The sequence below is a fragment of the Microbacterium sp. 10L49 genome, from assembly GCF_056395125.1.
Map to the genome: position 1 here is coordinate 584,546 of NZ_JBFTIW010000001.1, position 21,384 is coordinate 605,929.

20 protein-coding genes are annotated in these 21,384 nt (G+C 70.4%); 6 read left to right on the forward strand and 14 right to left on the reverse strand.

Annotated features, from left to right (window positions below; genetic code table 11):
• Positions 1-8: 8 nt before the first annotated feature.
• Positions 9-506 (forward strand): DUF3093 domain-containing protein, encoded by a 498-nt coding sequence (locus AC1DCT_RS02840; RefSeq protein WP_477427351.1) that lies wholly within the window; start codon positions 9-11, stop codon positions 504-506.
• Positions 507-620: 114 nt separating this feature from the next.
• On the opposite strand, the gene AC1DCT_RS02845 is transcribed toward AC1DCT_RS02840, so the two are convergent.
• Positions 621-914, reverse strand: a complete 294-nt coding sequence (locus tag AC1DCT_RS02845) for a DUF4193 domain-containing protein (RefSeq protein WP_440731856.1) — start codon at positions 912-914, stop codon at positions 621-623.
• A gap of 217 nt (positions 915-1,131) precedes the next feature.
• Here AC1DCT_RS02845 and sepH point away from each other — a divergent pair, with 217 nt between their 5' ends.
• On the forward strand, positions 1,132-2,193 hold the full coding sequence (gene sepH / locus AC1DCT_RS02850) for a septation protein SepH (protein WP_477427353.1): 1,062 nt from the start codon (positions 1,132-1,134) through the stop codon (positions 2,191-2,193).
• 33 nt (positions 2,194-2,226) lie between these two features.
• Here sepH and AC1DCT_RS02855 read toward each other — a convergent pair whose 3' ends face one another.
• Positions 2,227-3,354 (reverse strand): alkaline phosphatase family protein, encoded by a 1,128-nt coding sequence (locus tag AC1DCT_RS02855; RefSeq protein WP_477427354.1) that lies wholly within the window; start codon positions 3,352-3,354, stop codon positions 2,227-2,229.
• A gap of 81 nt (positions 3,355-3,435) precedes the next feature.
• Here AC1DCT_RS02855 and AC1DCT_RS02860 point away from each other — a divergent pair, with 81 nt between their 5' ends.
• Complete coding sequence (locus AC1DCT_RS02860) at positions 3,436-5,883, forward strand: DNA gyrase/topoisomerase IV subunit A (protein ID WP_477427356.1); 2,448 nt, start codon at positions 3,436-3,438, stop codon at positions 5,881-5,883.
• Between the two features lie 17 nt (positions 5,884-5,900).
• On the opposite strand, the gene AC1DCT_RS02865 is transcribed toward AC1DCT_RS02860, so the two are convergent.
• The 4 genes from AC1DCT_RS02865 to AC1DCT_RS02880 form a co-directional block, all read right to left on the reverse strand.
• Positions 5,901-6,740 carry a 3-oxoacyl-ACP synthase III family protein gene (locus tag AC1DCT_RS02865; protein WP_440731860.1) on the reverse strand — a complete coding sequence of 280 codons (840 nt, stop codon included), beginning with the start codon at positions 6,738-6,740 and terminating at the stop codon, positions 5,901-5,903.
• 79 nt (positions 6,741-6,819) lie between these two features.
• The gene (locus AC1DCT_RS02870; RefSeq protein WP_477427358.1) at positions 6,820-8,142 is read right to left on the reverse strand and encodes a F390 synthetase-related protein; all 1,323 of its coding nucleotides are present in this window, start codon (positions 8,140-8,142) and stop codon (positions 6,820-6,822) included.
• Positions 8,139-8,939, reverse strand: a complete 801-nt coding sequence (locus AC1DCT_RS02875; protein WP_477427360.1) for an MBL fold metallo-hydrolase — start codon at positions 8,937-8,939, stop codon at positions 8,139-8,141. Before AC1DCT_RS02875 ends, AC1DCT_RS02870 begins: the two co-directional genes overlap by 4 nt.
• Positions 8,936-9,943, reverse strand: a complete 1,008-nt coding sequence (locus AC1DCT_RS02880) for an NAD-dependent epimerase/dehydratase family protein (protein ID WP_477427362.1) — start codon at positions 9,941-9,943, stop codon at positions 8,936-8,938. The genes AC1DCT_RS02875 and AC1DCT_RS02880 overlap by 4 nt, the downstream gene beginning before the upstream one ends.
• A gap of 86 nt (positions 9,944-10,029) precedes the next feature.
• Between AC1DCT_RS02880 and AC1DCT_RS02885 the strand changes: the two genes are divergently transcribed.
• Complete coding sequence (locus AC1DCT_RS02885; protein WP_477427364.1) at positions 10,030-11,259, forward strand: glycosyltransferase; 1,230 nt, start codon at positions 10,030-10,032, stop codon at positions 11,257-11,259.
• A 3-nt stretch (positions 11,260-11,262) separates the two neighbouring features.
• Here AC1DCT_RS02885 and AC1DCT_RS02890 read toward each other — a convergent pair whose 3' ends face one another.
• From AC1DCT_RS02890 to AC1DCT_RS02900, 3 genes are read right to left on the reverse strand one after another with little or no spacing between them, the layout of a single operon-like run.
• Positions 11,263-12,174 carry an arginase family protein gene (locus AC1DCT_RS02890; RefSeq protein ID WP_477427366.1) on the reverse strand — a complete coding sequence of 304 codons (912 nt, stop codon included), beginning with the start codon at positions 12,172-12,174 and terminating at the stop codon, positions 11,263-11,265.
• Between the two features lie 12 nt (positions 12,175-12,186).
• Positions 12,187-12,663, reverse strand: a complete 477-nt coding sequence (locus AC1DCT_RS02895) for a GNAT family N-acetyltransferase (RefSeq protein WP_477427368.1) — start codon at positions 12,661-12,663, stop codon at positions 12,187-12,189.
• Positions 12,663-14,798, reverse strand: coding sequence for a DNA gyrase/topoisomerase IV subunit B (locus AC1DCT_RS02900; protein WP_441977812.1), 2,136 nt, complete (start codon positions 14,796-14,798; stop codon positions 12,663-12,665). The genes AC1DCT_RS02895 and AC1DCT_RS02900 overlap by 1 nt, the downstream gene beginning before the upstream one ends.
• Before the next feature lie 183 nt (positions 14,799-14,981).
• On the opposite strand from AC1DCT_RS02900, the gene AC1DCT_RS02905 reads away from it, so the two are divergent.
• Positions 14,982-15,194 carry a DUF7455 domain-containing protein gene (locus AC1DCT_RS02905; RefSeq protein ID WP_440731868.1) on the forward strand — a complete coding sequence of 71 codons (213 nt, stop codon included), beginning with the start codon at positions 14,982-14,984 and terminating at the stop codon, positions 15,192-15,194.
• A gap of 82 nt (positions 15,195-15,276) precedes the next feature.
• Here the strand turns inward: AC1DCT_RS02905 and AC1DCT_RS02910 are convergent, their stop codons facing one another.
• A complete protein-coding gene (locus AC1DCT_RS02910; protein ID WP_477427370.1) occupies positions 15,277-16,317 on the reverse strand; it encodes an alanine racemase in 1,041 nt (346 codons plus the stop codon).
• Positions 16,314-17,036 (reverse strand): alanine racemase, encoded by a 723-nt coding sequence (locus tag AC1DCT_RS02915; RefSeq protein ID WP_477427372.1) that lies wholly within the window; start codon positions 17,034-17,036, stop codon positions 16,314-16,316. The genes AC1DCT_RS02910 and AC1DCT_RS02915 overlap by 4 nt, the downstream gene beginning before the upstream one ends.
• Positions 17,037-17,152: 116 nt before the next feature.
• On the opposite strand from AC1DCT_RS02915, the gene AC1DCT_RS02920 reads away from it, so the two are divergent.
• Positions 17,153-18,175, forward strand: coding sequence for a sugar-transfer associated ATP-grasp domain-containing protein (locus tag AC1DCT_RS02920; RefSeq protein ID WP_477427374.1), 1,023 nt, complete (start codon positions 17,153-17,155; stop codon positions 18,173-18,175).
• 70 nt (positions 18,176-18,245) lie between these two features.
• Here the strand turns inward: AC1DCT_RS02920 and AC1DCT_RS02925 are convergent, their stop codons facing one another.
• The 3 genes from AC1DCT_RS02925 to AC1DCT_RS02935 form a co-directional block, all read right to left on the reverse strand.
• Complete coding sequence (locus AC1DCT_RS02925) at positions 18,246-18,950, reverse strand: coenzyme F420-0:L-glutamate ligase (RefSeq protein WP_441977816.1); 705 nt, start codon at positions 18,948-18,950, stop codon at positions 18,246-18,248.
• Positions 18,947-20,188 carry an RNA polymerase sigma factor gene (locus AC1DCT_RS02930; RefSeq protein ID WP_441977817.1) on the reverse strand — a complete coding sequence of 414 codons (1,242 nt, stop codon included), beginning with the start codon at positions 20,186-20,188 and terminating at the stop codon, positions 18,947-18,949. The genes AC1DCT_RS02925 and AC1DCT_RS02930 overlap by 4 nt, the downstream gene beginning before the upstream one ends.
• A 224-nt stretch (positions 20,189-20,412) precedes the next feature.
• Positions 20,413-21,348 (reverse strand): proteasome assembly chaperone family protein, encoded by a 936-nt coding sequence (locus AC1DCT_RS02935; protein WP_477427376.1) that lies wholly within the window; start codon positions 21,346-21,348, stop codon positions 20,413-20,415.
• Positions 21,349-21,384: the final 36 nt, after the last annotated feature.

Consider the following 21,384-nt stretch of genomic DNA (forward strand, 5'->3'; position numbering starts at 1 on the left):
AGAGGCTAATGCAGAACGCAGCACGCGATGCCGGGACCGCCTCGACGGCCACCCGCTACCGCGAACGTCTCGCGCCGAGTCTGTGGCTGTTCCTCGCCGCGGCCCTCGGCGGCCCCATGCTCGCGCTGGTGTTCGTGCCGGCCGGATCGGGCGTCGCGCTGATCATCGGCATCGCCGCGACCGTCGCGATCATCGTCCTGATGATCGCCGGGTCGCCGCGCGTGGCGGTGGAGAAGAACGTACTACGCGCCGGCCGGGCCTGGATCGATGCCTCCTGGCTGGGCGAGCCGGAGGTCCGCACCGGGGATGATGCGCGTCAGGCGCGCGGCCCCGGCCTTACCGCCCGCGGCTGGCATCTGATCCGCGGCGGCATCGACGGCGTGGTGATCGTGCCGAATACGGATCCGGCAGACCCGGCGCCGAGCTGGACGATCTCCTCGCGCACGCCGGACCGGTTGGCCGCTGCGATCGACGCCGCTCGCGCCGCGGCGAACCCGCAGGCCTGAGCAGAAACCCGCACGACTCCGCCGTCTCGGATCCGCTTTCGCTGACGGCGGACGCCCGTGAACGCAGAACGCGCCCGGAACCGAGAAGGTCCGGGCGCGAGCAGCGAAGGGGAATCAGGCCGCGCATTCCTTGCAGATGGGGCCTGCCTTGTCCTCGTGGTCCAGCTGCGAACGGTGCTTCACGAGGAAGCAGCTGACACAGGTGAACTCGTCCTCCTGCGGGGGCAGCACCACGACGTCGAGCTCGACGTCGGAGAGGTCGGCTCCCGGAAGGTCGAATCCGCCCGGGTTGTCCGAATCCTCAGCGTCGATCGATCCCGACAGCTTGTCGGGGACGCGCTCCTTGAGAGCCTCGATCGACTCGCTCTCGTCTTCGTTCTTGCGCGGAGCGTCGTAATCGGTTGCCATGGGTTTGGATCTCCAGTCTCATCCTGCGAGCGGCTTGGCATCCTGCGTGTGCCGGGCGCCGGGGGTGTTCGGCGGCCCATAGTTTGCATGACGCGCGTGCAAATCGCAAATGCCGCTCTGTCTGCGCATCAGAACTCACGGCACGCCCGCGATATTCCCGGCGGCGCGCACACCGCATGACACCATGAACCGACACTCATTCTGAGGGGCTGAAGCCATGGAACACGTCACGATCGTCGGCGCGGAAGACGACGTCCTCGTTCTCGCCACCGAATCGGGAGAGCGATTCGCCCTCCCGATCGACGAGGTGCTGCGCGCCGAACTGCGCCGGGCCAAGGCCGGTCGCGAGGAGAAGGCTCCTCCGCTGGCTGCGAGTCCCCGCGAGATCCAGTCGCACATCCGCGCCGGGTTGTCCGCGACTGAGGTCGCCGAACTCCTCGGGGTGGACCTGGAAGTGGTGCAGCGCTTCGAGAGCCCCGTGCTCGCCGAGCGCGAGCACATCGTCGGTCAGGCCCTCGCCGTTCCTGTGCTGATCGGCAGCGAGGTCGAGCCCGATGCACAGCCGACGTTCGGCGTCGCGATCCGCGCCAAGCTCTCGGAGCTGGCGGCTGCCGACGAGCGGTGGGCGAGCTGGAAGGACGACACCGGCTGGGTCATCAAGCTCGAGTTCACCGCGAACGACGTCGAGCACGATGCGCGATGGTCGTTCGATCCGCGCCGCAGCGCGCTGGCGCCGCTCAATGCGGACGCCACGCAGCTGTCCCGCCAGGGCGCTCTGCCGGAGGGGCTGATCCCCCGTCTGCGCGCACTCGACAAGGACCGCTCGTCGCCGTACAAGGACGACACCCGATTCGATTCGGGCGCGTTCGGCCCGCGCCTGGTGCCCGCCCCCGCCGAGCCCGTCGAGGCGGAGGAGGACGGCGCGACCGTCGCACAGGAGCCCCGGTCTGCGCGGCACCCTCAGACCGCATCCAATGCCCAGGAGGCGGCGACGCGCAGCGCGTCCTTCGCGCCTGCGACGCCATCCGACACGGCTGACCTGCTGGAGGCCCTGCGCCGCCGGCGCGGTCAGCGCGAGGTCCGTCCCACTGTCGAGTACGAGCCCGAGGAGTCCCGCCCGCTCGCCTTGTTCGAGGCCCTCGAGCCCGGATACGAGCCGGAGCCTGAGCAGTCGACGACCGCCCCCGTCTCGATCGACGGCGACTCCACCCCGCGCCGACGCCGGCGTGAGATGCCGTCCTGGGACGAGATCGTGTTCGGAGCCCGCAGCGACGACTGACCACGGCTGCACGCACTGATCGGCCCCGGTCGATCAGCGCGCGAAGGCGCCGAACCGGAGCGACGGCACGCGCAGCTCCTCCGGGCTGAGCGATCCGTGCTGACCGATCATGCCCTGTGAACGCTGATCCTCAGCGGTCCCGTCGTACAGCGCCCAAAGGCCACGGGCGGGTACCACGAGATCGCCGATCCGCTCCTGTGCCTCAGCGATCGGAGCGGATCCGAACAGGCCGCCGTCGATCGCCTGCGCGCGCGTGAGCACGTCCGCAGCGCCCTCGACCCCCGCGGCCCAGGCCGCAGCGATCTCGTCGCGCCTGGCCGGATCCTCCACGTAGACGTGCAGCATGCGCGGCTCCCCCGCGATCGCTGCGACCCCGTCATGCAGGCGGCTGCGCTCGTCGAGGATGAGATGCCTGGTGCGCGGCACGTCGACCATGCCGTGGTCGGCGGTGATCAGCATGCCCACGCCGTCGGGCGTCCCGGCGGGGATCGCCGCATCCAGCTCCTCGAGCGCGCGGACCCATTCCGCTGAGGCCATGCCGTGCTTGTGTCCGGCCTTGTCCGCCTCCGGGAGGTAGCAGTACACGAGTGACCCCTCGTGCTCCTCGGCGAGGCTCAGGGCCAATGCGACGCGCTCCGCCGCCGTGCGGGCGGAGCGGAACTCGGCACCTCGCAGGGTCGCCGCGGAGAAGCCGCTGCCGGCATACTCGGCCAGGCCCACGGCGAACGCCGGACGTCCTGCCGCGGTTGCGGTCTCGAACACGGTCGGCGTGCGCTGCCATTCGGTCGGATCGACGCGCGCCTTCTCCCAGCCTGCAAGTTGGTTGACGAGCACGCCGGTGCGCGGGTCTCTGACCTCGTAGCCGACCAGACCGTGCCGGCCCGGATCCACGCCGGTCAGCAGGCTCGTGAGGGCGGCCGCGGTCGTGGACGGGAAGACGCTGAAGAGCACGTCCTTCTTCGCCATGGCCCCTGCCAGGCGGCGGGCATGGCCCGCATGCGCGCGCAGCGGGATCGCGCCCAGCCCGTCCATGACGACCAGTACCGCCGACCGCACCCCCGGCAGCACGCCGTCGCGGCCGTCCAGAGCGTTGAACAGGTCGTGCGCCACCCCGGTGATGCTCCGGAGTGAGGGCGGGATCGCCGGTAGCATGAGGGTCATCCGAGTCAGTCTCGCACAGAGCCCGGCACGGATCCGGCGTCGAGAACCGCTCCGCCGCCGCCCGAAACCCGCAGGAAGCCCATGCCCCGCACGACCACGCCGCCCGAGCCGATCGAAGAGCGCATCCAGGACATCGATCTCTCGAGCGAGATGCAGGGATCGTTCCTGGAGTACGCCTACTCGGTCATCTACTCCCGCGCGCTGCCGGATGCGCGCGACGGCCTCAAGCCGGTGCAGCGCCGGATCCTGTTCCAGATGGCGGAGATGGGCCTGCGCCCCGACCGCGGCCACGTCAAGAGCGCCCGCGTCGTGGGCGACGTGATGGGCAAGCTGCACCCGCACGGCGACTCCGCGATCTACGACGCTCTGGTGCGTCTCGCGCAGCCCTTCGCGCTGCGCCTGCCCCTCGTGGACGGACACGGCAACTTCGGCTCCCTGGACGACGGTCCCGCCGCCTCCCGCTACACCGAGGCGCGCCTCGCCCCCTCCTCTCTCGCGTTGACCGAGAGCCTGGACGAGGACGTCGTCGACTTCGTCCCGAACTACGACGGCCAGTTCCAGCAGCCCTCCGTGCTGCCCGCCGCCTTCCCGAACCTGCTCGTCAACGGCGCGAGCGGCATCGCGGTCGGCATGGCCACCAACATGGCGCCGCACAACCTCATCGAGGTCGTCGCGGCAGCCATCCACCTCCTCGAGCACCCGGAGGCCACCACCGAGGAGCTCATGGAGTTCGTCCCGGGCCCCGACTTCCCCTCGGGCGGCATCGTGATGGGCCTCGACGGTGTCCGCGACGCCTACGCGAACGGTCGCGGCGCGTTCAAGGTGCGGGGCAAGGTCTCCATCGAGCCGCTCGGGCCGCGTCGCACCGGCATCGTGGTCACCGAGCTGCCCTACATGGTCGGGCCCGAACGGGTGATCGAGAAGATCCGCGACGCCGTGCAGGCGAAGAAGCTCCAGGGCATCAGCGATGTCAACGATCTGACCGACCGCAATCACGGTCTGCGGATCCAGATCGGCATCAAGACGGGCTTCGACCCGAATGCGGTGCTGGAGCAGCTGTACCGGCTGACGCCGATCGAGGATTCCTTCAGCATCAACAACGTCGCCCTCGTCGACGGGCAGCCGCGCACGCTCGGACTCAAGGAGCTGCTCAGCGTCTACGTGCGGCACCGTCTCGAGGTCGTCACGCGCCGCAGCCGGTACCGCCTGGCCCGCCGCGAGGAGCGCCTGCACCTCGTCGAGGGCCTCCTCATCGCGATCCTCGACATCGACGAGGTCATCCAGGTCATCCGCTCCTCCGACGACTCGGAGCAGGCCCGCAGCCGCCTGCAGAGCGTCTTCGACCTCAGCGAGCGGCAGGCCGAGTACATCCTCGAGCTGCGCCTGCGTCGGCTCACCAAGTTCTCCCGCATCGAGCTGGAGACCGAGCGCGACGCGCTCCTCGCGGAGATCGCGGCGCTGCAGGAGCTGCTCGGCAGCGAGGCCCTGCTGCGCGGCCAGGTCGCGACCGAGCTCGATGCGGCGGCCGAGGCCTACGGCACCCCGCGGCGCACCCTGCTGCTCAATGCCGCGCCGCCCAAGGCACGCGCCGCCAAGGGCCCTGTGGACACGCAGATCGCCGACGCGCCGACCGTCGTGGTCCTGTCCACCACCGGCCGCGCCGTGCGGGTGGATCTCGAGCCCGGTCAGGAGCTCTCCCCCGCCTCCCGGCGCAGCAAGCACGATGCGATCCTCGCCACTTTGGACACCACCACCCGCACCGAGATCGGTGCGGTCACCACGGCGGGCCGGGTCCTGCGCTTCACCGCGATGGACCTGCCGTCCGTGCCGTCCGCCTCGGTGCACCTCGCCGCGGGCGTGCCGCTGCGCGACTACATCGGGCTGCTCGACAAGAGTGAGCGGATCCTCGCGCTCGTGCGCTTCGACGATGACACGCCGATCGCGCTGGGCACGCGCACCGGCGTCGTGAAGCGGGTCGTGCCGTCTTCCCTCCCCGTGAAGCCCGAGCTCGAGATCATCGGCTTGAAGCCCGGCGACGCGGTCGTCGGCGCGGGCGCGGCCCCCGACGACGCCGAACTCGTGTTCGTCACGAGCGACGCCCAGCTGCTGCACTTCGCCGCGTCGGGAGTGCGCCCCCAGGGAGCACCCGCGGGTGGCATGGCCGGCATCAAGCTCGGCGCCAAGGCCGAGGTGATCGCCTTCTCCGTGCTCGCCGCCGATGCGGAGGCGATCGTGGTGACCGTGTCCGGCGCGACCGGGATGATCGCCGGCACCGACGCGGGCCGCGCGAAGTCGTCCCGGTTCTCCGAGTTCCCCGGCAAGGGGCGCGCCACCGGCGGTGTCCGCGCGCACGCCTTCCTCAAGGGCGAGGACCGGCTGATGCTGGCCTGGGTCGGCACGGAGCCCGCGCTCGCGGTCGGCCCGGACGGATCGGCCCGGGCTCTACCAGAGGCCGGCGCCAAGCGCGACGGATCCGGACAGCCCATCGACGGCGTGATCGGGTCGATCGGCGGTGTGCTCGGCGCCTGATGGCCGGGTGCCGTCGCCTACAGCCGCAGCGCGAGCGCGTTGGCCGTGAGGCCGGCCGCCGTGCCGCACAGCACGACGGTGTCGCCCGTGCCGACGCGGCCGGATTCCAGGGCACGGGTCAGCATGAACGGCACCGACGCCGACACCATGTTGCCGAACGCCTCGACCTCGTCGACGCGCCGGTCACCGGGCACGCCGATCCGGTCGAGCATCGGACCGAGCGCCGCCGACGCCTGATGCGGGATCCACAGCGCGATGTCGTCGTGGGCGAGTCCGGCCCTCCGCAGGAACCGGTCGAAGAAGTCGGGCAGCACGCGCATCATGCCGAGCAGCGCCCGTCGGCCGTCCATATCGAACAGGTAGTCGGCCGGATCCGTGACGGCGTACTGCTGGGCGGGCGAGTGCGACAACCCTCCGCGCAGCTCGGTGTCGTGCGCGTGCGCGGGCCAGGTCTGCTGCTGGCTGGCCACCACGCCCCGATCCGGCGCGGTCGCGCGGCGGAGCAGGACCGCCACGGCGGCATCGCTGAAGAGTTCGAAGCTCTCCCGCTGGTCGGGGTTGAGGAACCGCGACGCGACGTCGCCCGCCACGACCAGCACGGTCTGGTGGTCGCCGCCCTCCAGATAGCGGGAGGCGATGTCGAGAGCGGTCACGAAGCTCGTGCAGGTCGAGTTGACGTCGAAGGCGGCTGCATGGCCGGCCGAGGTGAGGCGCTCCCACACGAGCGCCGCCGTGCACGGGATCGGCTGGACGCCGGCGGCGGATGCGCCGAGCACCAGATCGATGTCATCGGTCGTCAGGCCCGCATGTTCGATGGCGCGCCGCCCGGCTTCGGCGAGCATGTCGAGGTGCGACACGTCATCCTCGACCCGATATCGCACGCTCTCGCCGAACCGTACCGTGCGGCTCGGGAGCACCCTGCCCCATCCCGCGATCTCACAGCTCCGCATCGTCACGATCCCCCCTCCAGCGCCGCTCCACGCGCCGCAGCTTCCGTCCCGGCTCCGGTGCATACGGCACGAAACGCAGCTCTGCGCGGTCGGCACCGAGACGGTCCGCCAATGTTCCCAGTTCCGCCGCGACGTTCGCCTGCACCAGGGCGAGCGGTGTGTCCGCCGCCGCTTCGATGCCGACCTCGAGCTCGCGACGGCCAGTCTGCACGATCCGGTACTCCGCCACGCCGTCCGCATACACCAGGGCGCGGGACACGAGATCGGCGAACACGTCGACGACGCCGCCGTCCTGCCCGGGCAGTCGCAGCGTGTCGCCTTCGCGTCCCTCGATCCGAGCCAACGCGGTCAAAGCGCTCCCGCAAGGACAGGGCGCCTCACGCTCGCGCAGCACGTCGCCGAGGCGATAGCGCACGATCGGCTGTGCCCGGCGGCGCAGGTCCGTCACGATGGGCGCGAACCTGTCGTCGCCCAGCGGCTCGCGCTCGATGAGCACGCCGTCTTCGTTGAGGTGCAGCACGCCCTCCTCGCACGTGTGCGCGAGGAACCCTTCGGTGCACTGATACAGCTGATGGATCCGCTCCTGCCGGAGACCGGCCGCGATCCTGCGCGCATCCGAGACCTCGAGCACCTCGGCGACGGCGTAGACCTTCTCCGGGCGCACGGCGATGGCGCCGCTCTCCGCAGCGCGTGCGATCGCCAGCAGCACCGAGGGCGGTGCGACCAGGATCGTCGGCGCGTACCGGGCCAGGCGCTCGAGGTTCTCCGTCATCTCCGCGAACACGTCGAAGTAGGAAAAGGAGACGGCGCGAGATCGGACCGCCTCGTACAGCGTGTTGTCGGCCCGAAGGAACAGCGCGATGCGGTGTCCGAGGATGCGCCCTCGCGGCAGGGTGCGCGCGAGCACCGTCCCCGCCCATGCCTCCCGCTCCGCACGGCTCACGAGGAACAGGCCGCGGTGTCCGCTCGTGCCGCTGGACAGCCCGATCGAGCAGCCCTCGAGGTCGGCCGCGAAGTCGCGGGAGCGCTCGTTCGCGAGAGCGATCCGCATCGCCTCGTCGCGATGGACGCCGACCGTGTTCAGCTCGTCGAAGCGTTCCATCATGACGCGCTTGTCCATGAGCGGCAGGTCGACGAGACCGGCGGGGTTCGCTCCGATGAGCGGGCGGAAGTACGCGGATCTGCGCCGCAGGAACCGCAGGTGACGGCGCAGCAGGCGCCGCTGCCGGCGTTCCACGGCCGCGCGCGTGCGCAACGGCCGCAGCCAGCGTGCGGCGGCGAACTCCGCAACGATGCGCAGCCGGCTCATCGCGGGAGCAGCTCTCGGTCACCGATCGGATCGTGACTGCACACCACTCTGATGCCCGCGCGCGAGAGCGCGACAAGTCGACGTGCGGTGTCGCGGTACGCATCGCCGTCGTGCTGCAGCGCTCGCGGCAGCGCTCTCATGCGCGGCTCCTCTGCGAGCAGATCCGACCCCCAGGCGGCGTCCCCGGCGAGCAGCACCCGGTCGTCCACCAGCGCCCCGATGTGCCCCTGCGCGTGCCCAGGGAGGTCGACGATCCTCAGTCCCGCCCCGGGGAACGGATCCGCGATGTGCAGCGTCACGCCCGCGACGTGCGCCTGAGTGAAGTCCGCCCGATCGAGGATGAGCGGATCGACCCCGGGGAACCATGTCGGCAGCAGTCCGGGCAGGATCGCGTCGCGCAGACGTGCCCGTCGCAGGGTCGCCAGCTGTCCGGCCGTCGCCACGATGCGCGCCGACGGGAACCGCGCGATCCCGCCGATGTGGTCGGGATGGAGGTGGGTGAGCACGACATGCGTCACGCTGTCCGGTGCGACGCCGTCGTCCGTGAGCTGGCGCGCGACGTCGTCGGGAGCGGACATCGTGGGCGGCAGGATGCGCCGGTACACGGCGCCGCGCCAGCCCGTGTCCCAGGGCTCCGGGGCATAACCCGTGTCGACAAGGATCCGGCGTCCGTCCCCGGGCTCGTACAGGAACACCCCCGAGGGGAACCCGCGCACCTCGCGTCCGCCGCCGCGGAAGAGGATGCCGATGTCGTGCACCGTGCTCCCGCACGCGTAGTGCCGCAGCCGGCGCGTCATGCGGCTGCGTCCGTGCGTGCGCGCAGGTCGGCGACGGCGCGGTCGAGCGCCTCGTCGAGCGACACCTCGGGTGCGTAGCCGAGTTCCTCCCGGGCGCGGGAGATGTCGAGGGTCTGCGCGAACGCGATGGTCGAGAGCGTGTAGCGGGTCAGCGGCGGCTCAGGACGGCCGGGAAGCACGCGGCAGACTCCCTCGAGCGCCGACGCGAGCGCCCATGCACCCCGGCGCGGCAGCCGCCGGAACCGGGGCGTCTCGCCGAGCCGCGACAGCAGTCCCTCGAGCAGCTCTCGGAACGGCCGGGGATCGCCGTTGCTGATGTTGTACACGCCGCCGGTCGGATCCCCTTCGCTCAACGCGAGGCGAAGTGCGGTGGCCACGTTCTCCACCGCAGTCACATCGATGAGGTTGCGCCCCTCATCGAAGAGCGGCACGCCGATGCGGCGATGCACGGCGAGCAGGCGCGGGAGGAGGCTCGGATCACCGGCGCCGATGAGTCCGCGCGGGCGCAGGATCACGAGTTCCCGGATCCGCCCGGCCCGCTGCGCCCGGTGCAGCAGCTGCTCGGCGGCGAGTTTCGAGCGGATGTAGTCGTTCAGGCGATTGCCCGGATCCACCTCTTCCTCACGGATGCCGATCCGATCGCGCGCGGCCGCGTACACGCTCGGCGACGACACGAAGACGAACCGGCGCGCCCCGCCCTTCTCAGCGAAACGCAGGACCGCCTCCGTTCCCTCGACGTTGGCCGCGAAGAAATCGCGCGGACGTCCCCACGGCGTCGACAGCGCCGCGCAGTGCACGACCGCGTCGACGGGGCGTACCGCGTCCGGAAGATCGGCGAGCGCAGAGACCAGGGTCTCCTCCGGGGCCGCGATCCGGGCGAGCGCCTCCGCATTGCGCCCCGAGGCCAGGACCGGAAGGCCGTGCGCCCTGAGCTCTCGCACGACGTATCCGCCGAGGAAGCCGCCGGCGCCGGTCACGAGCACGGGCCGGGCGGACGCAGACATGCCCCGATGCTATGGCACGATCGCGCCGCCGACGGGAGGTCCGGCGCACATGCGATGAGGCTCGGGGTCCGCCCTAGAGTGGGACGGTGCGCATCGCGATGGTCACGGACTACTACCTGCCCACGCTCGGCGGCGTCCAGACCGCGATCAAGGCGCAGCGCGAAGAGCTCGTGAGCGCGGGGCACGAGGTCGTCGTGTTCGCCCCTCTGAGCGAACCCTCGTCCGACCCGCCTGTCGTGCGGTTGCCGACGGCGCGCGGCTTCGCGCCCGACGGCTACCCGTTCACCTGGCCCCTGCGGGACGCCGCCGCCCAGCTCGAACGCGAACTCGCAGGCTTCGACGTCGTGCACGTGCACACCGAGATGTTCGCCGCGCTCGCCGCCTATCGCGCCGCCCGGGCGCTCGGCATCCCGCTCGTGCAGACCATGCACGGGCGCATCGACGTCTACACGCGCTCGGTGCTCCCCCTGCCGGCGATCACGACGGTGCTGCTCGCCGGCCTGCATCGCCGCGGGCTCGGCTCTGCGCCCGGTTCACGACCGCTTCCCCTCGACACGCGCGCGCACTACACCCGCACCCGCACGGCCCGTCGGATGTGGCGGCTCATGGTGAGCCAGGCGGAGCGCGCGGATCGGGTGATCGTGCCCTCCGCGCACTTCGCGGCGAAACTGGTGGCACAGGGCGTGCAGACGCCGGTGGACGTGCTCTCGAACGGGCTCGAGGCGACGGTGCTCGATGCGATCGGGACGCCCGTCCCGCGCCGGCCGGAGCCGGGAGCCGCGCTGCGGGTGCTCTGGTGCGGACGCCTGTCGCCGGAGAAGCGTCCTGAGATCTTCCTCGACGCCGTGTCCCGCACACCCGGGATCGAGGCCGTGATGCTGGGTGACGGCATCTCACGCCGGACGGTCGCGCGTGAGGCGTCCCGGATCGGATTCGGGCGGGTCGACGTGCGCGGAGCCGTGCCGCAGTCCGAGGTGCTCGACGCGATGCGCACGGCGCACGTGCTGGTGTCCAGCTCCTTCGATTTCGACAACCAGCCGATGGTGGTGCTGGAGGCCGTCGCGGCGGGGCTGCCGGTGATCGTCGCGGATCCCGAGCTGTCCGAGACCCTGCCTCGTCAGGGCCATCTGGTCGCGTCGCGGCCGGATGCCGCCGGTCTCGCAGACGCTCTCGCCGCGCTCCGCGACGATCCGGCGCGCGTCGCCGGCATGAGCGCGGCCGCGATCGCACATCGACCGCATGTCGCGCAGAGCGCCCACCGCGGTGAGCTGCTCCGCGTCTATCGTGCGGCCGGGGCCGCGCGAGCCGCGCGCTGACCCTCAGTCCTCGTCGACGGCGGTCCCGAGCTCCGCGAAGCCCTCCGCGATCACCTCGGCGAGGGTCGCCGCATGAACGCCGTCCGGATCCAGATCCGGATCGAACACCGTCACGGCAGCGCCCCATGCGTGCGGAGCGAGGTCGCGCAGCAGGCCGATCAGCTCGTCCGGAGCGAGGCCACCCGGGTCGGGGCTGTCCACGGCCGGCATGTGCAAGGGGTCGAGGACGTCGACGTCCACCTGGATCCAGTAGTCGCGCTCGAGCCCCTCGACCGCCCGCACGCGCGACGCTGCCCGCGCGGCGCCGTGCAGGATCACGTCGTCCGCGGGGACGACGAGGGCGATCGCCTCGCGCACCTCGTCGACGAACGCGTCCTCGTAGCGGTGGCCGATGTGCGCCACGCGCGCGGCTTCGAAGTACGGCCCGAGTCCGTCGATCTCGGCGAGTTCCGGCGTGTGACGGCCGATCACGATCGCCAGATCCTCGCCGGCGACGCTGCCTACCCCTGTGCTGTTGCCGGGATGGCGGAAGTCGGTGTGACCGTCGATGTGCACGAGCCCACCGCCGCCGGTCACCCGCGACGTCAGACCTGCGGCGATCGCGAGGCTGCAGTCTCCGCCGAGCAGGAGCGGCGCCTGGCCAGACTCCCTGATGTCGAACAGCCGATGGGCGAGCCGCCGGGCGTGCTCCACGATCGCCGCCTGGTTGCGCACCGTGCCCGCCGGACGGCGTCCGTCATCGTCCACGTAGCGTCCGGGCAGCACGACGCCGGCGTCGACCGCTCCCGCGGCGTACAGCCGCCGGTGCAGACCCGCCTCGCGCAGGGCTTCGGGCGCCTTCGCCGTGCCGGGCACACCGCCGCGCACCGGCGGGCGCAGTCCGAGGTTCGTGGGGGCGGAGACGATGGCGACCATCGACTCAGTCTGTCAAGACGCCGCGACGGACTCGGCAGCCGCGCGCGGATCGCGGCGCATCCAGATGTCGATGCCGTCGTTCTGCTCGACGACGAAACCATGCCGCTCGTACAGACGCCGCGCGGCGGATCCGACGAGCACCTGAAGCCGCAAAGGCCGATCAGCGGGTGCGTCGGCCAGCACGGCACGAAGAACGGACGATCCGATCCCGCGGCCCTGGTGCGGTCCGTCGAGATAGAACATCTCCAGCCACAACGCGTCATGATCGGGGCGCAGTGTGATCGTGCCTGCGGTCTCACCGTCGACGGCGATCATCCAGGTGTGCTCCGACGAGAAGTGCTCGACGACGCGGGCGCGCGAGCGCGCCGGATCCCATCCGACCAGCGGTTCCAGATCCTGCCGCAGCACCCTCTCCTTGAGCGCCGCGATCGCGTCGACGTCGCCCGGAAGCGCGGGACGCAGCGACACATCCGAGGGGAGCGCGGCCATCAGGCGTCGATCGCCTCGCGGGCCAGGCGATCGGACGAATCGATGATGAACTCGCGTCGCGGGGCGACCTCGTTGCCCATCAGCAGCTCGAACACCCGCCCCGCGGCCTCGGCGTCCTCCATGCGCACACGGCGCAGCAGGCGGCCGGAACGATCCATCGTGGTGGAGGCGAGCTGCTCGGCGTCCATCTCACCGAGACCCTTGTACCGCTGGATCGGCTCGTGCCAGCGCTTGTTCTGCTTGCGCAGCTTCGCGAGCAGGGTGTGGAGTTCGCCCTCGCTGTAGGTGTAGATCGTCTCGTTCGGCTTGGATCCCGGGTTCATCACGATGACGCGGTGCAGGGGCGGCACCGCGGCGAAGACCCGGCCGTCCTCGATGAGCGGGCGCATGTAGCGGTAGAACAGCGTCAGGAGCAGCGTGCGGATGTGCGCGCCGTCGACGTCGGCGTCGCTCATCAGGATGACCTTCCCGTAGCGCGCCGCCGCGAGGTCGAAGGAGCGACCGGATCCGGCTCCGATCACCTGGATGATGGAGGCGCACTCCAGATTCGACAGCATGTCGCTGACCGACGCCTTCTGCACGTTCAGGATCTTGCCGCGGATCGGCAGGAGTGCCTGGTACTCGCTCGTGCGGGCGTGCTTGGCCGTGCCGAGCGCGGAGTCGCCCTCCACGATGAACAGCTCGGTCTGTGCGACGTCGGTGGACCGGCAGTCGACGAGCTTCGCCGGCAGCGACGACGACTCCAGCGCGTTCTTGCGGCGCTGGGTCTCCTTATGGGCACGGGCGGAGACGCGCGCCTTCATCTCGGCGACGATCTTGTCCAGCAGCATCGACGCCTGGTTCTTGTCATCGCGCTTGGTCGAGGCGAAACGCTCGCCGAGCGCCTTGCGGACCACCTGCGCGACGATCGTACGCACGGCCGGCGTGCCGAGGACCTCCTTGGTCTGCCCCTCGAACTGCGGTTCGGGGACGTTGACGGTCAGCACGGCGGTGAGCCCCGCGAGAACGTCGTCCTTCTCGATCTTGTCGTTGCCGGCCTTCAGGCGGCGGGCGTTCTGCTCGACCTGGGCGCGCAGCACCTTGAGGAGCTCCTGCTCGAATCCCTGCTGATGCGTCCCGCCCTTGGGCGTGGCGATGATGTTCACGAACGAGCGCATGCTCGTGTCGTATCCCGTCCCCCAGCGCAGGGCGATGTCGACGGCGCAGACGCGCTCCACCTCGGTCGCGACCATGTGGCCGTCGGGCTGCAGCACCGGCACGGTCTCCTTGAACGTGCCTTCGCCCTGCACGCGCCAGGTGTCCGTGACGGGCGCGTCCGTTGCGAGGTACTCGACGAACTCCGCGATGCCGCCCTCGTAGTGGTACGAGGTCTCGTTCACCGCGTCCATGGCGCCGGTGGCCGGCTCGCCTTCGACGCCGTCCTGCGACGTCGCAGAAGTCGCCGCGCGCTCGTCCCGGACCACGAGCTCGAGTCCCGGCACGAGGAACGCGGTCTGCCGTGCACGGGTCTCGAGGTCGGCGAGCTGGAACGCGGCGTCCTTGGTGAAGATCTGCCGGTCGGCCCAGTAGCGGATCCGGGTGCCGGTGACGCCCCTCGGCGCCTTGCCGATCACGCGCAGCTCGCTGTTGTCCTGGAACGGCGTGAAAGGCGCGTCCGGCCTCTTCTCCCCCGCATCCGTGAAGATCCCGGGCTCGCCGCGACGGAACGACATCGCGTAGACCTTGCCGCCCCGGTCTACCTCGACGTCGAGACGTTCGGACAGGGCGTTCACCACCGAGGCGCCGACGCCGTGCAGGCCGCCCGATGCCGCGTACGAACCGCCGCCGAACTTGCCTCCCGCATGCAGCTTCGTGAAGACGACCTCGACGCCGGTGAGACCCGTGCGCGGTTCGACATCGACCGGGATGCCGCGCCCGCGGTCGTGCACCTCGACGCTGCCATCGGGATGAAGGATGATGTCGATCTTCGAGCCGTTGCCCGCGACGGCCTCGTCGACGGAGTTGTCGATGATCTCCCAGAGACAGTGCATGAGGCCCGGGGAGCCGTTCGAGCCGATGTACATTCCGGGCCGCTTGCGGACGGCTTCGAGACCCTCGAGGACCTGGAGATGATGGGCGGAGTACTCGGCTGTCACAATCCCCCATCGTATCGAGCAGCACGGACTTGGCCCCGACGACACTCCTGGCCGTCACCCGCTCGTCACCGGGCGCGTACGCGGTGAGCGAAACACGCCGTCTCGCGGGCATGACTCTCAGCTCTGCGTGGTTGTATTGAGCACACTCCACACAGCGGACCCGAACAACGAGGAGGCATCGAGATGAACGCGACGACCGAACGGGATAGCACAGTCATCCCCCGCCTCACGGCGATGGACCGATGCGACTCCTGCGGAGCCCAGGCCTACATCGCCGCCGAGGTCAACGGCAGCGAGCTTCTGTTCTGCGCCCACCACGGACGCAAGTACGAGGAGAAGCTCCGCGCGGTGGCCACGAGCTGGCACGACGAGACGTCGCGTCTGCTCGAAGGCTGACCCGCCCATAGACAGAAGCGCCCGGTGTCCTCGGACATCGGGCGCTTTGCTTTCTGCGGCGGGCGACTCCGAGAACGGGAACTCAGCGCGCTTCGCGCCGCACGTGCGCGGTGAGCCGGCACAGGATCTCCTCGCCCACAGTGTCGATCGCCTCCGCGAGGGTCGTCGGCGTGCAGTCCCCGTGGGCGCCACGGCCGAACAGCACCACCTCGTCGCCGACGGCGGCGTCATCCCAGCCGGCGACGCGTACCGTGTCCGCGCCGACGGCAAGGAGCGCGCGAGCTCCGGCGGGAGTGCCCACCTGCACGCGCCCGGCGAGGATGCTCGGCAGCCCGTCGAAGGATCCGACCCCGACGATGACCTCGTCGCCCTCGACCTGCAGCACCGGTGCGACGAGCTCGGCCGCGGGGGCGATCCCGGGCAGGTCGGGTCCGTCGGCGGAGCGCACGCCGAAGCAGAAGGCGCCCACACGCACGAGCGTGCCGCGCAGCTCGGGACGAGCCCAGGTGGCAGCGGACGCCGTGAGGTGCCGGTACGGCAGCTCTGCGCCGAGCTCGCCGGCACGTCGCACGGCCGCGAGGAAGAGCTCCTGCGCGGCGTCATCCTCGTCATCGCTCGCCTCGGCGAGGTGGCTCCACGCACCAACGAGCAGCACGTGCCCATCCTTCTGCGCGCGCAGTGCCGCAGCGACGCCCTCGTCCCACTCCGCGGCCGACAGTCCGTTGCGGTGCAGCCCGGTGTCGACCTTGAGATGGATGCGCGCGACGGCACCGAGTACCGCTGCCCGCGCGATCACCCGGCGCAGATACTCGAGCGTTCCCACGCCGAGGTCCACGCCGGCCCGCAGCGCCGCATCGATCTCCGCATCAGCGGAGGTCGCCCAGGCGAACAGCCGGGGCGCCGCACCGATCTCGCCACGCAGCCGGATCGCGGTGGGGATGTCGTAGGTTCCGAACCATCCGACGCCTGCGTCCGCCGCGACCCTGGCCGCCCAGACGGCGCCGAGACCGTATCCGTCGTCCTTGAGGACCATCATCAGGGTGGAGGGGGCGACGCGCGCGGTCACCGCCGCGATGTTCGCCCGCAGCACGCTCTGGTCCACCCGCAGCACGGGTCCGGTCATGCCTCCCATGCGCGCTCCGTCCGCTGCCCGACGACCGCCACCAGCTCATCGACGCCCATGCCGGTGATCCGCGCCCAGTCTGCGACCCCGGCCGACAACGGGCCGGATCCGCCGAAGTACGTCACCTCGGCGCCCACGGCGACATCGGCCTCGCCGATGTCCACGACGCAGACGTCCATCGCGATCCGGCCGACGATCGGGTGCACCACGCCGTCGATCTCGACCGCGGCCCTGCTGCCGAGCGCACGCACGACCCCCTGCGCGTAGCCACCGGTGACGAGTGCCAGACGAGAGTCCTCCGGAGCGCGATGGATGTAGCCGTAGGAGACGCCCCCTCCGGCCGCGATGTCCTTGGTCGAGAGCACCCGCCCCGCCACCCGCATCAACGGCCGGCCCGGCAGCGCACCGGTCGCATCCGGCAGGCCGTACAGCAGACGCGGATCCAACTCAGGTGCCTCCGTGCAGGTCGCGTCGATGGCTTCCGCACGCAGCAGCGCGACGTCGTCCGCATCGTCCACACGCACGGCGCGCGCACCGGCTGCGGTGACGACCCGGGCCACCTCGAGGAGGCCATGCCCCCAGGCATCACGGCGAAGATCGGCGACGCCCGCTCCCCCGGCGGCGACGGCTGCAGCCGCGCCGTCCTCGAGCGCGGATCGCGAGATCACCGAACGCAGCATCGCACTCTGCGCAAGCGTGTCGGGGAGCGGCTCGTTCACCGTTCCAGCCTACCCAGGCGGATCCGGCCGGGTCCGCCCGACGCCGGCGCCCGGGGGTTCTCGGAGGCTGGCCACCTAGAATGGACCGGTCCCCGCCCGATCTCCCCGGAGTACGCATGCCCTCGAACGGCCTCGGCCTCAAGTCCCGTCTCGGCTACCTCGCCGAGCGCGCCCGTCGCATCAACGTCGGCTCGGTGATCGAGCGCGCCAAGGAGGCGTCCGCGCAGCACGGCAAGGCCGTCCCCGCCGTCGTGGTGGACATGCTGTGGTCCGCGGGACGGCACAACGTCGGCTTCCAGGACTACATCGACTACGACTTCGCGATCCTGAACAGGGCCGAGCGCGCCACCTACATGACGCACCCTGTGTCGAACCAGATCTCGGAGCGCTACGCCCACCCCGATTACCGGCACCTGTTCCACGACAAGATCGAGTTCGACGAGAAGTTCTCCGACTTCCTCCGTCGCGAATGGATGGTCGTCAAGCCGGGCAACGCCGACGAGCTGCGCGACTTCGTGCAGCGTCAGGGCACCGTCATCGTGAAGACGCCGATGGGCCAGGCCGGATCCGGCGTGTTCCGTTACCACGCCGCCGACATCCCCGACTGGGATGCGTTCCACGCCGACCTGCTCGGCAAGGGCCGTCTGCTCGTCGAGGAGGTCATCCGACAGCACCCCGACCTCGCGGCCGTCTGCCCCGGCACCGTCAACACCACGCGCGTGACCGCGTTCTTCGACGGGGAGAAGACGCACATCCTCGCGATGGCGCAGAAGTTCGGCCGGGGCGAGGTCAGCGACCAGATGTCCTTCGGCGGCTTCTACACGATGCTCGACGACGACGGCCACGCCATCAGCGCCGGCTACGACTCGCACGGGCACGTGCACGAGCTGCACCCCGACTCCGGCTTCCGCATCGCCGACTTCCAGCTGCCGATGATCGACGAGGTCAAGGCGTTCATCGACCAGGTCGCGCGCGTGGTGCCCCAGGTGCAGTACGTCGGCTGGGACATCGTGGTCGGCCCCGACGGCCCCGTGCTCGTGGAGGGCAACTGGGGCGCCGGCGTGTACGAGAACAAGCCGAGCGTCTCGGGCATCCGCACCGGCCACAAACCGCGCTACCAGGCCGCCATCAAGTTCTGAGCGCGCCGTTCACGCGAAGAAGGCCGCCCCGTCATCATGACGGGGCGGCCTTCTTCGTGGATCCGGGTGGTCAGGCCGGGCGGATGATGCCCATCGGCGTCGACTCGGTGCCCTGGCCGAGCGGATTGTCCTTGAGGATCGCGACGAGGCGCTTCTCGGCGCCCTTCTCGAGCGTGGAGCCGAGGATGTTGCCGCCGAGGTCGTTGATGTCGACCACGGCCACATCGCACACCCCGCCGATCAGCCGCTGCATCTCGTGCGCCACCTCGCGCGGGCGCGCCGGCCCCAGCACGACCGAGCGGTCGTACGGCGGCATGGTGCCCTCCGTCGGTCCGTCGATCGCACGCGCCTTCTCGCCGGCGATCCGGTAGAAGTCGCCGCGCCGGCCGAACGCCTTGGTCACGGCGGACACCGCGGCCGCGAGCAGGATCCGGGGCGTGCCGCATTCGCGCAGCGCCATCTCCATCGTCTCGGGCATGCCGAGTCCGATCCCGTAGGGCGTGCGCGTCACGTACTTCGACAGGAAGTGCGCGAGCCGGCGCGGATGGATCTCCTCGAGCAGGAACGAGCGCCCCTGCGTGATGCCGACGATCTTCTCGGTGATGAACAGCAGGTCGCCCTTCTGCACCTCACCCGCGGCGTACTCGGTCACGACATCGCCGAGCACGTCGCCCGGCATGACGACCTTCGTGCGGATCGGGATCCGCAGCCAGCGCGTGCCCTCGACGGAGATCTCGAGGTTCTTGCCGTCGTTGGGCTTCGCCTCCGCGCTCACTCGAGGTAGTCCCGCAGCGACTGCGAACGGCTCGGGTGGCGCAGCTTCGCCATCGTCTTGGACTCGATCTGCCGGATCCGCTCGCGGGTCACACCGAACGTGTCGCCGATCTGGTCGAGCGTCTTGGGCTGGCCGTCGCCGAGGCCGAAGCGCATCCGGATCACGCCGGCCTCGCGCTCGGACAGCGAATCGAGCAGCTGCTCGAGCTGACGCTGCAGCATCGTGAAGCCGACCGCGTCCGCGGGGACCACGGCCTCGGTGTCCTCGATGAGGTCGCCGAACTCGCTGTCGCCGTCCTCGCCGAGCGGGGTGTGCAGGGAGATCGGCTCGCGGCCGTACTTCTGCACCTCGATGACCTTCTCGGGGGTCATGTCGAGCTCGCGGCTCAGCTCCTCGGGCGTGGGTTCGCGGCCCAGGTCCTGCAGCATCTGCCGCTGCACGCGGGCGAGCTTGTTGATGACCTCGACCATGTGCACGGGGATGCGGATGGTGCGGGCCTGGTCGGCCATGGCGCGGGTGATGGCCTGACGGATCCACCACGTCGCGTAGGTCGAGAACTTGAAGCCCTTGGTGTAGTCGAACTTCTCGACCGCGCGGATGAGACCGAGGTTGCCCTCCTGGATGAGGTCCAGGAACTGCATTCCACGGCCCGTGTACCGCTTCGCGAGCGAGACCACGAGTCGCAGGTTGGCGCCGAGCAGGTGGCTCTTGGCGCGCTGACCGTCGCGGGCGACCCACTGCAGGTCGAGTCCGAGCTGGCCGGTCTTCTCGGCCGCCGACATCGCCGAGAGCTTCTCCTCGGCGAACAGGCCGGCCTCGATCCGCATCGCGAGCTCGACCTCTTCGGCCGCGTTCAGCAGCGCGACCTTTCCGATCTGCTTCAGGTAGTCCTTGACCGGGTCGGCGGTGGCGCCGGTGATCTGCGTCGAGTAGACGGGGACGTCGTCCTCGTCGGTGGAGCTGATCCGGATCGCACCCGTGGGCAGCGGCTCGGTGAAGGCGGGCTTGCCGCCCTCCTCCTCGTCGCCCTCATCGTCCGCGGGGGCTTCCTCCGGAGCGGTCTCGCTCTCCGCCTCGTCCTTGCTCTTCGCCCTGGACGTCTTCTTGGCCGCCGGCTTCTTCGCCGCCGCCCTCTTCGGCGCGGCGGTCGCCGCGGCGTCGACGGCCTCGGCCGCGACCTCCTCAGGCTCGGCCTGGTCGCTCTTGGTCCGGGTGTTCTTCTTCGTGGCAGTCGTCACGTCTCGCCTTTCAACGGAGCGCTTGCGCAGGCGCCCTGTGGTTCTTGGCCTGTGGGCCTTGACAGCCCGTGCCCTTGCGGGCACTAGTAAGACCCTTGTCAAGTCCCCGACCTTGCGGAGAGGGTATTGACAACGGGTCGTCAGATAAGTATCGCACACTCTGCGGGCGGAGACACCGGATCCCGCATTCCGCCTGAATCCTCCCGGGACACTCCCGGAATCGCTCAGATCCGGCCGTTCTTGTCCTCGTCGCCACCGGGCCGGGTAGCCAGGAATCGCTCCAGCTCTGCGGCGAGCTCATCGGCGCTGGGGAGTGATCCCTCGTCGAAACGCGCAGGCGCCTCGTCCTCCAGCTCGAGCCCGGACATGTAGGCGTCATACCGGTGCTCAAGGGTCTGCACCATCTGACCGAGCTCCTCGTTGTCACGCACCTGCTCGTCGACCCGCTCGAGATACTCCGCGCGCTTCTCCCGCAGCGCATCCGTGAGCAGCACCAATCCCGTGGCCGCCATGACCTTCTCAGCGGCGGTGAGAACGGCATCCGGGTACTCGGTGTCGGCGAGATAGTGCGGCACGAGCAGGACGAAGCTCGCGACACTGCGCTCCGCCTGCACGAAGCGGTACTCCAGCAGATGGCCCGCCGTGCCGGGCACCTGGGTGCGCGGGCGCCACACCGAATGCGCCGCCGTGAGCTCGGCCCGGTTGCCGCTCGCGGTGACGCCGATCGGCCGGGTGTGCGGAACCGGCATCGCGATGGAGTGGACCCACGTGACGGTGGATACGTCGTATTCCGCGGCGAAGTCGAGGACCACATCGGCGAACGCGTTCCACGCGAAGTCGGGTTCGTAGCCGGCGAGAAGCAGGAACGGCCGCCCCAGCGCGTCGTGCGCCAAGGACAGCTCGAGCCGCGCGGGCTTCAGTTCCGCGATGTGGTCCTGATCGAAGGTGAGCACCGGGCGGCGCGCACGGTAGTCCAGCAGCATGTCGTTGTCGAAGACCAGCACAGGCTGCGGATCCGTCGTCTCAGAGAGGTGATCGATGAGACCCGACACCGCGGATCCCGCGTCCGTGAAGCCGGTCAGCAGGATGACGAGCGGCAGGCCGGACGGCACGCCGCCGGGGTAGGCGACGCGTTCGTGGATCTCTCCGGAGATGGGCATGCCTCCATGCTACGAGTCGCCCCGCCCCGCGGATCC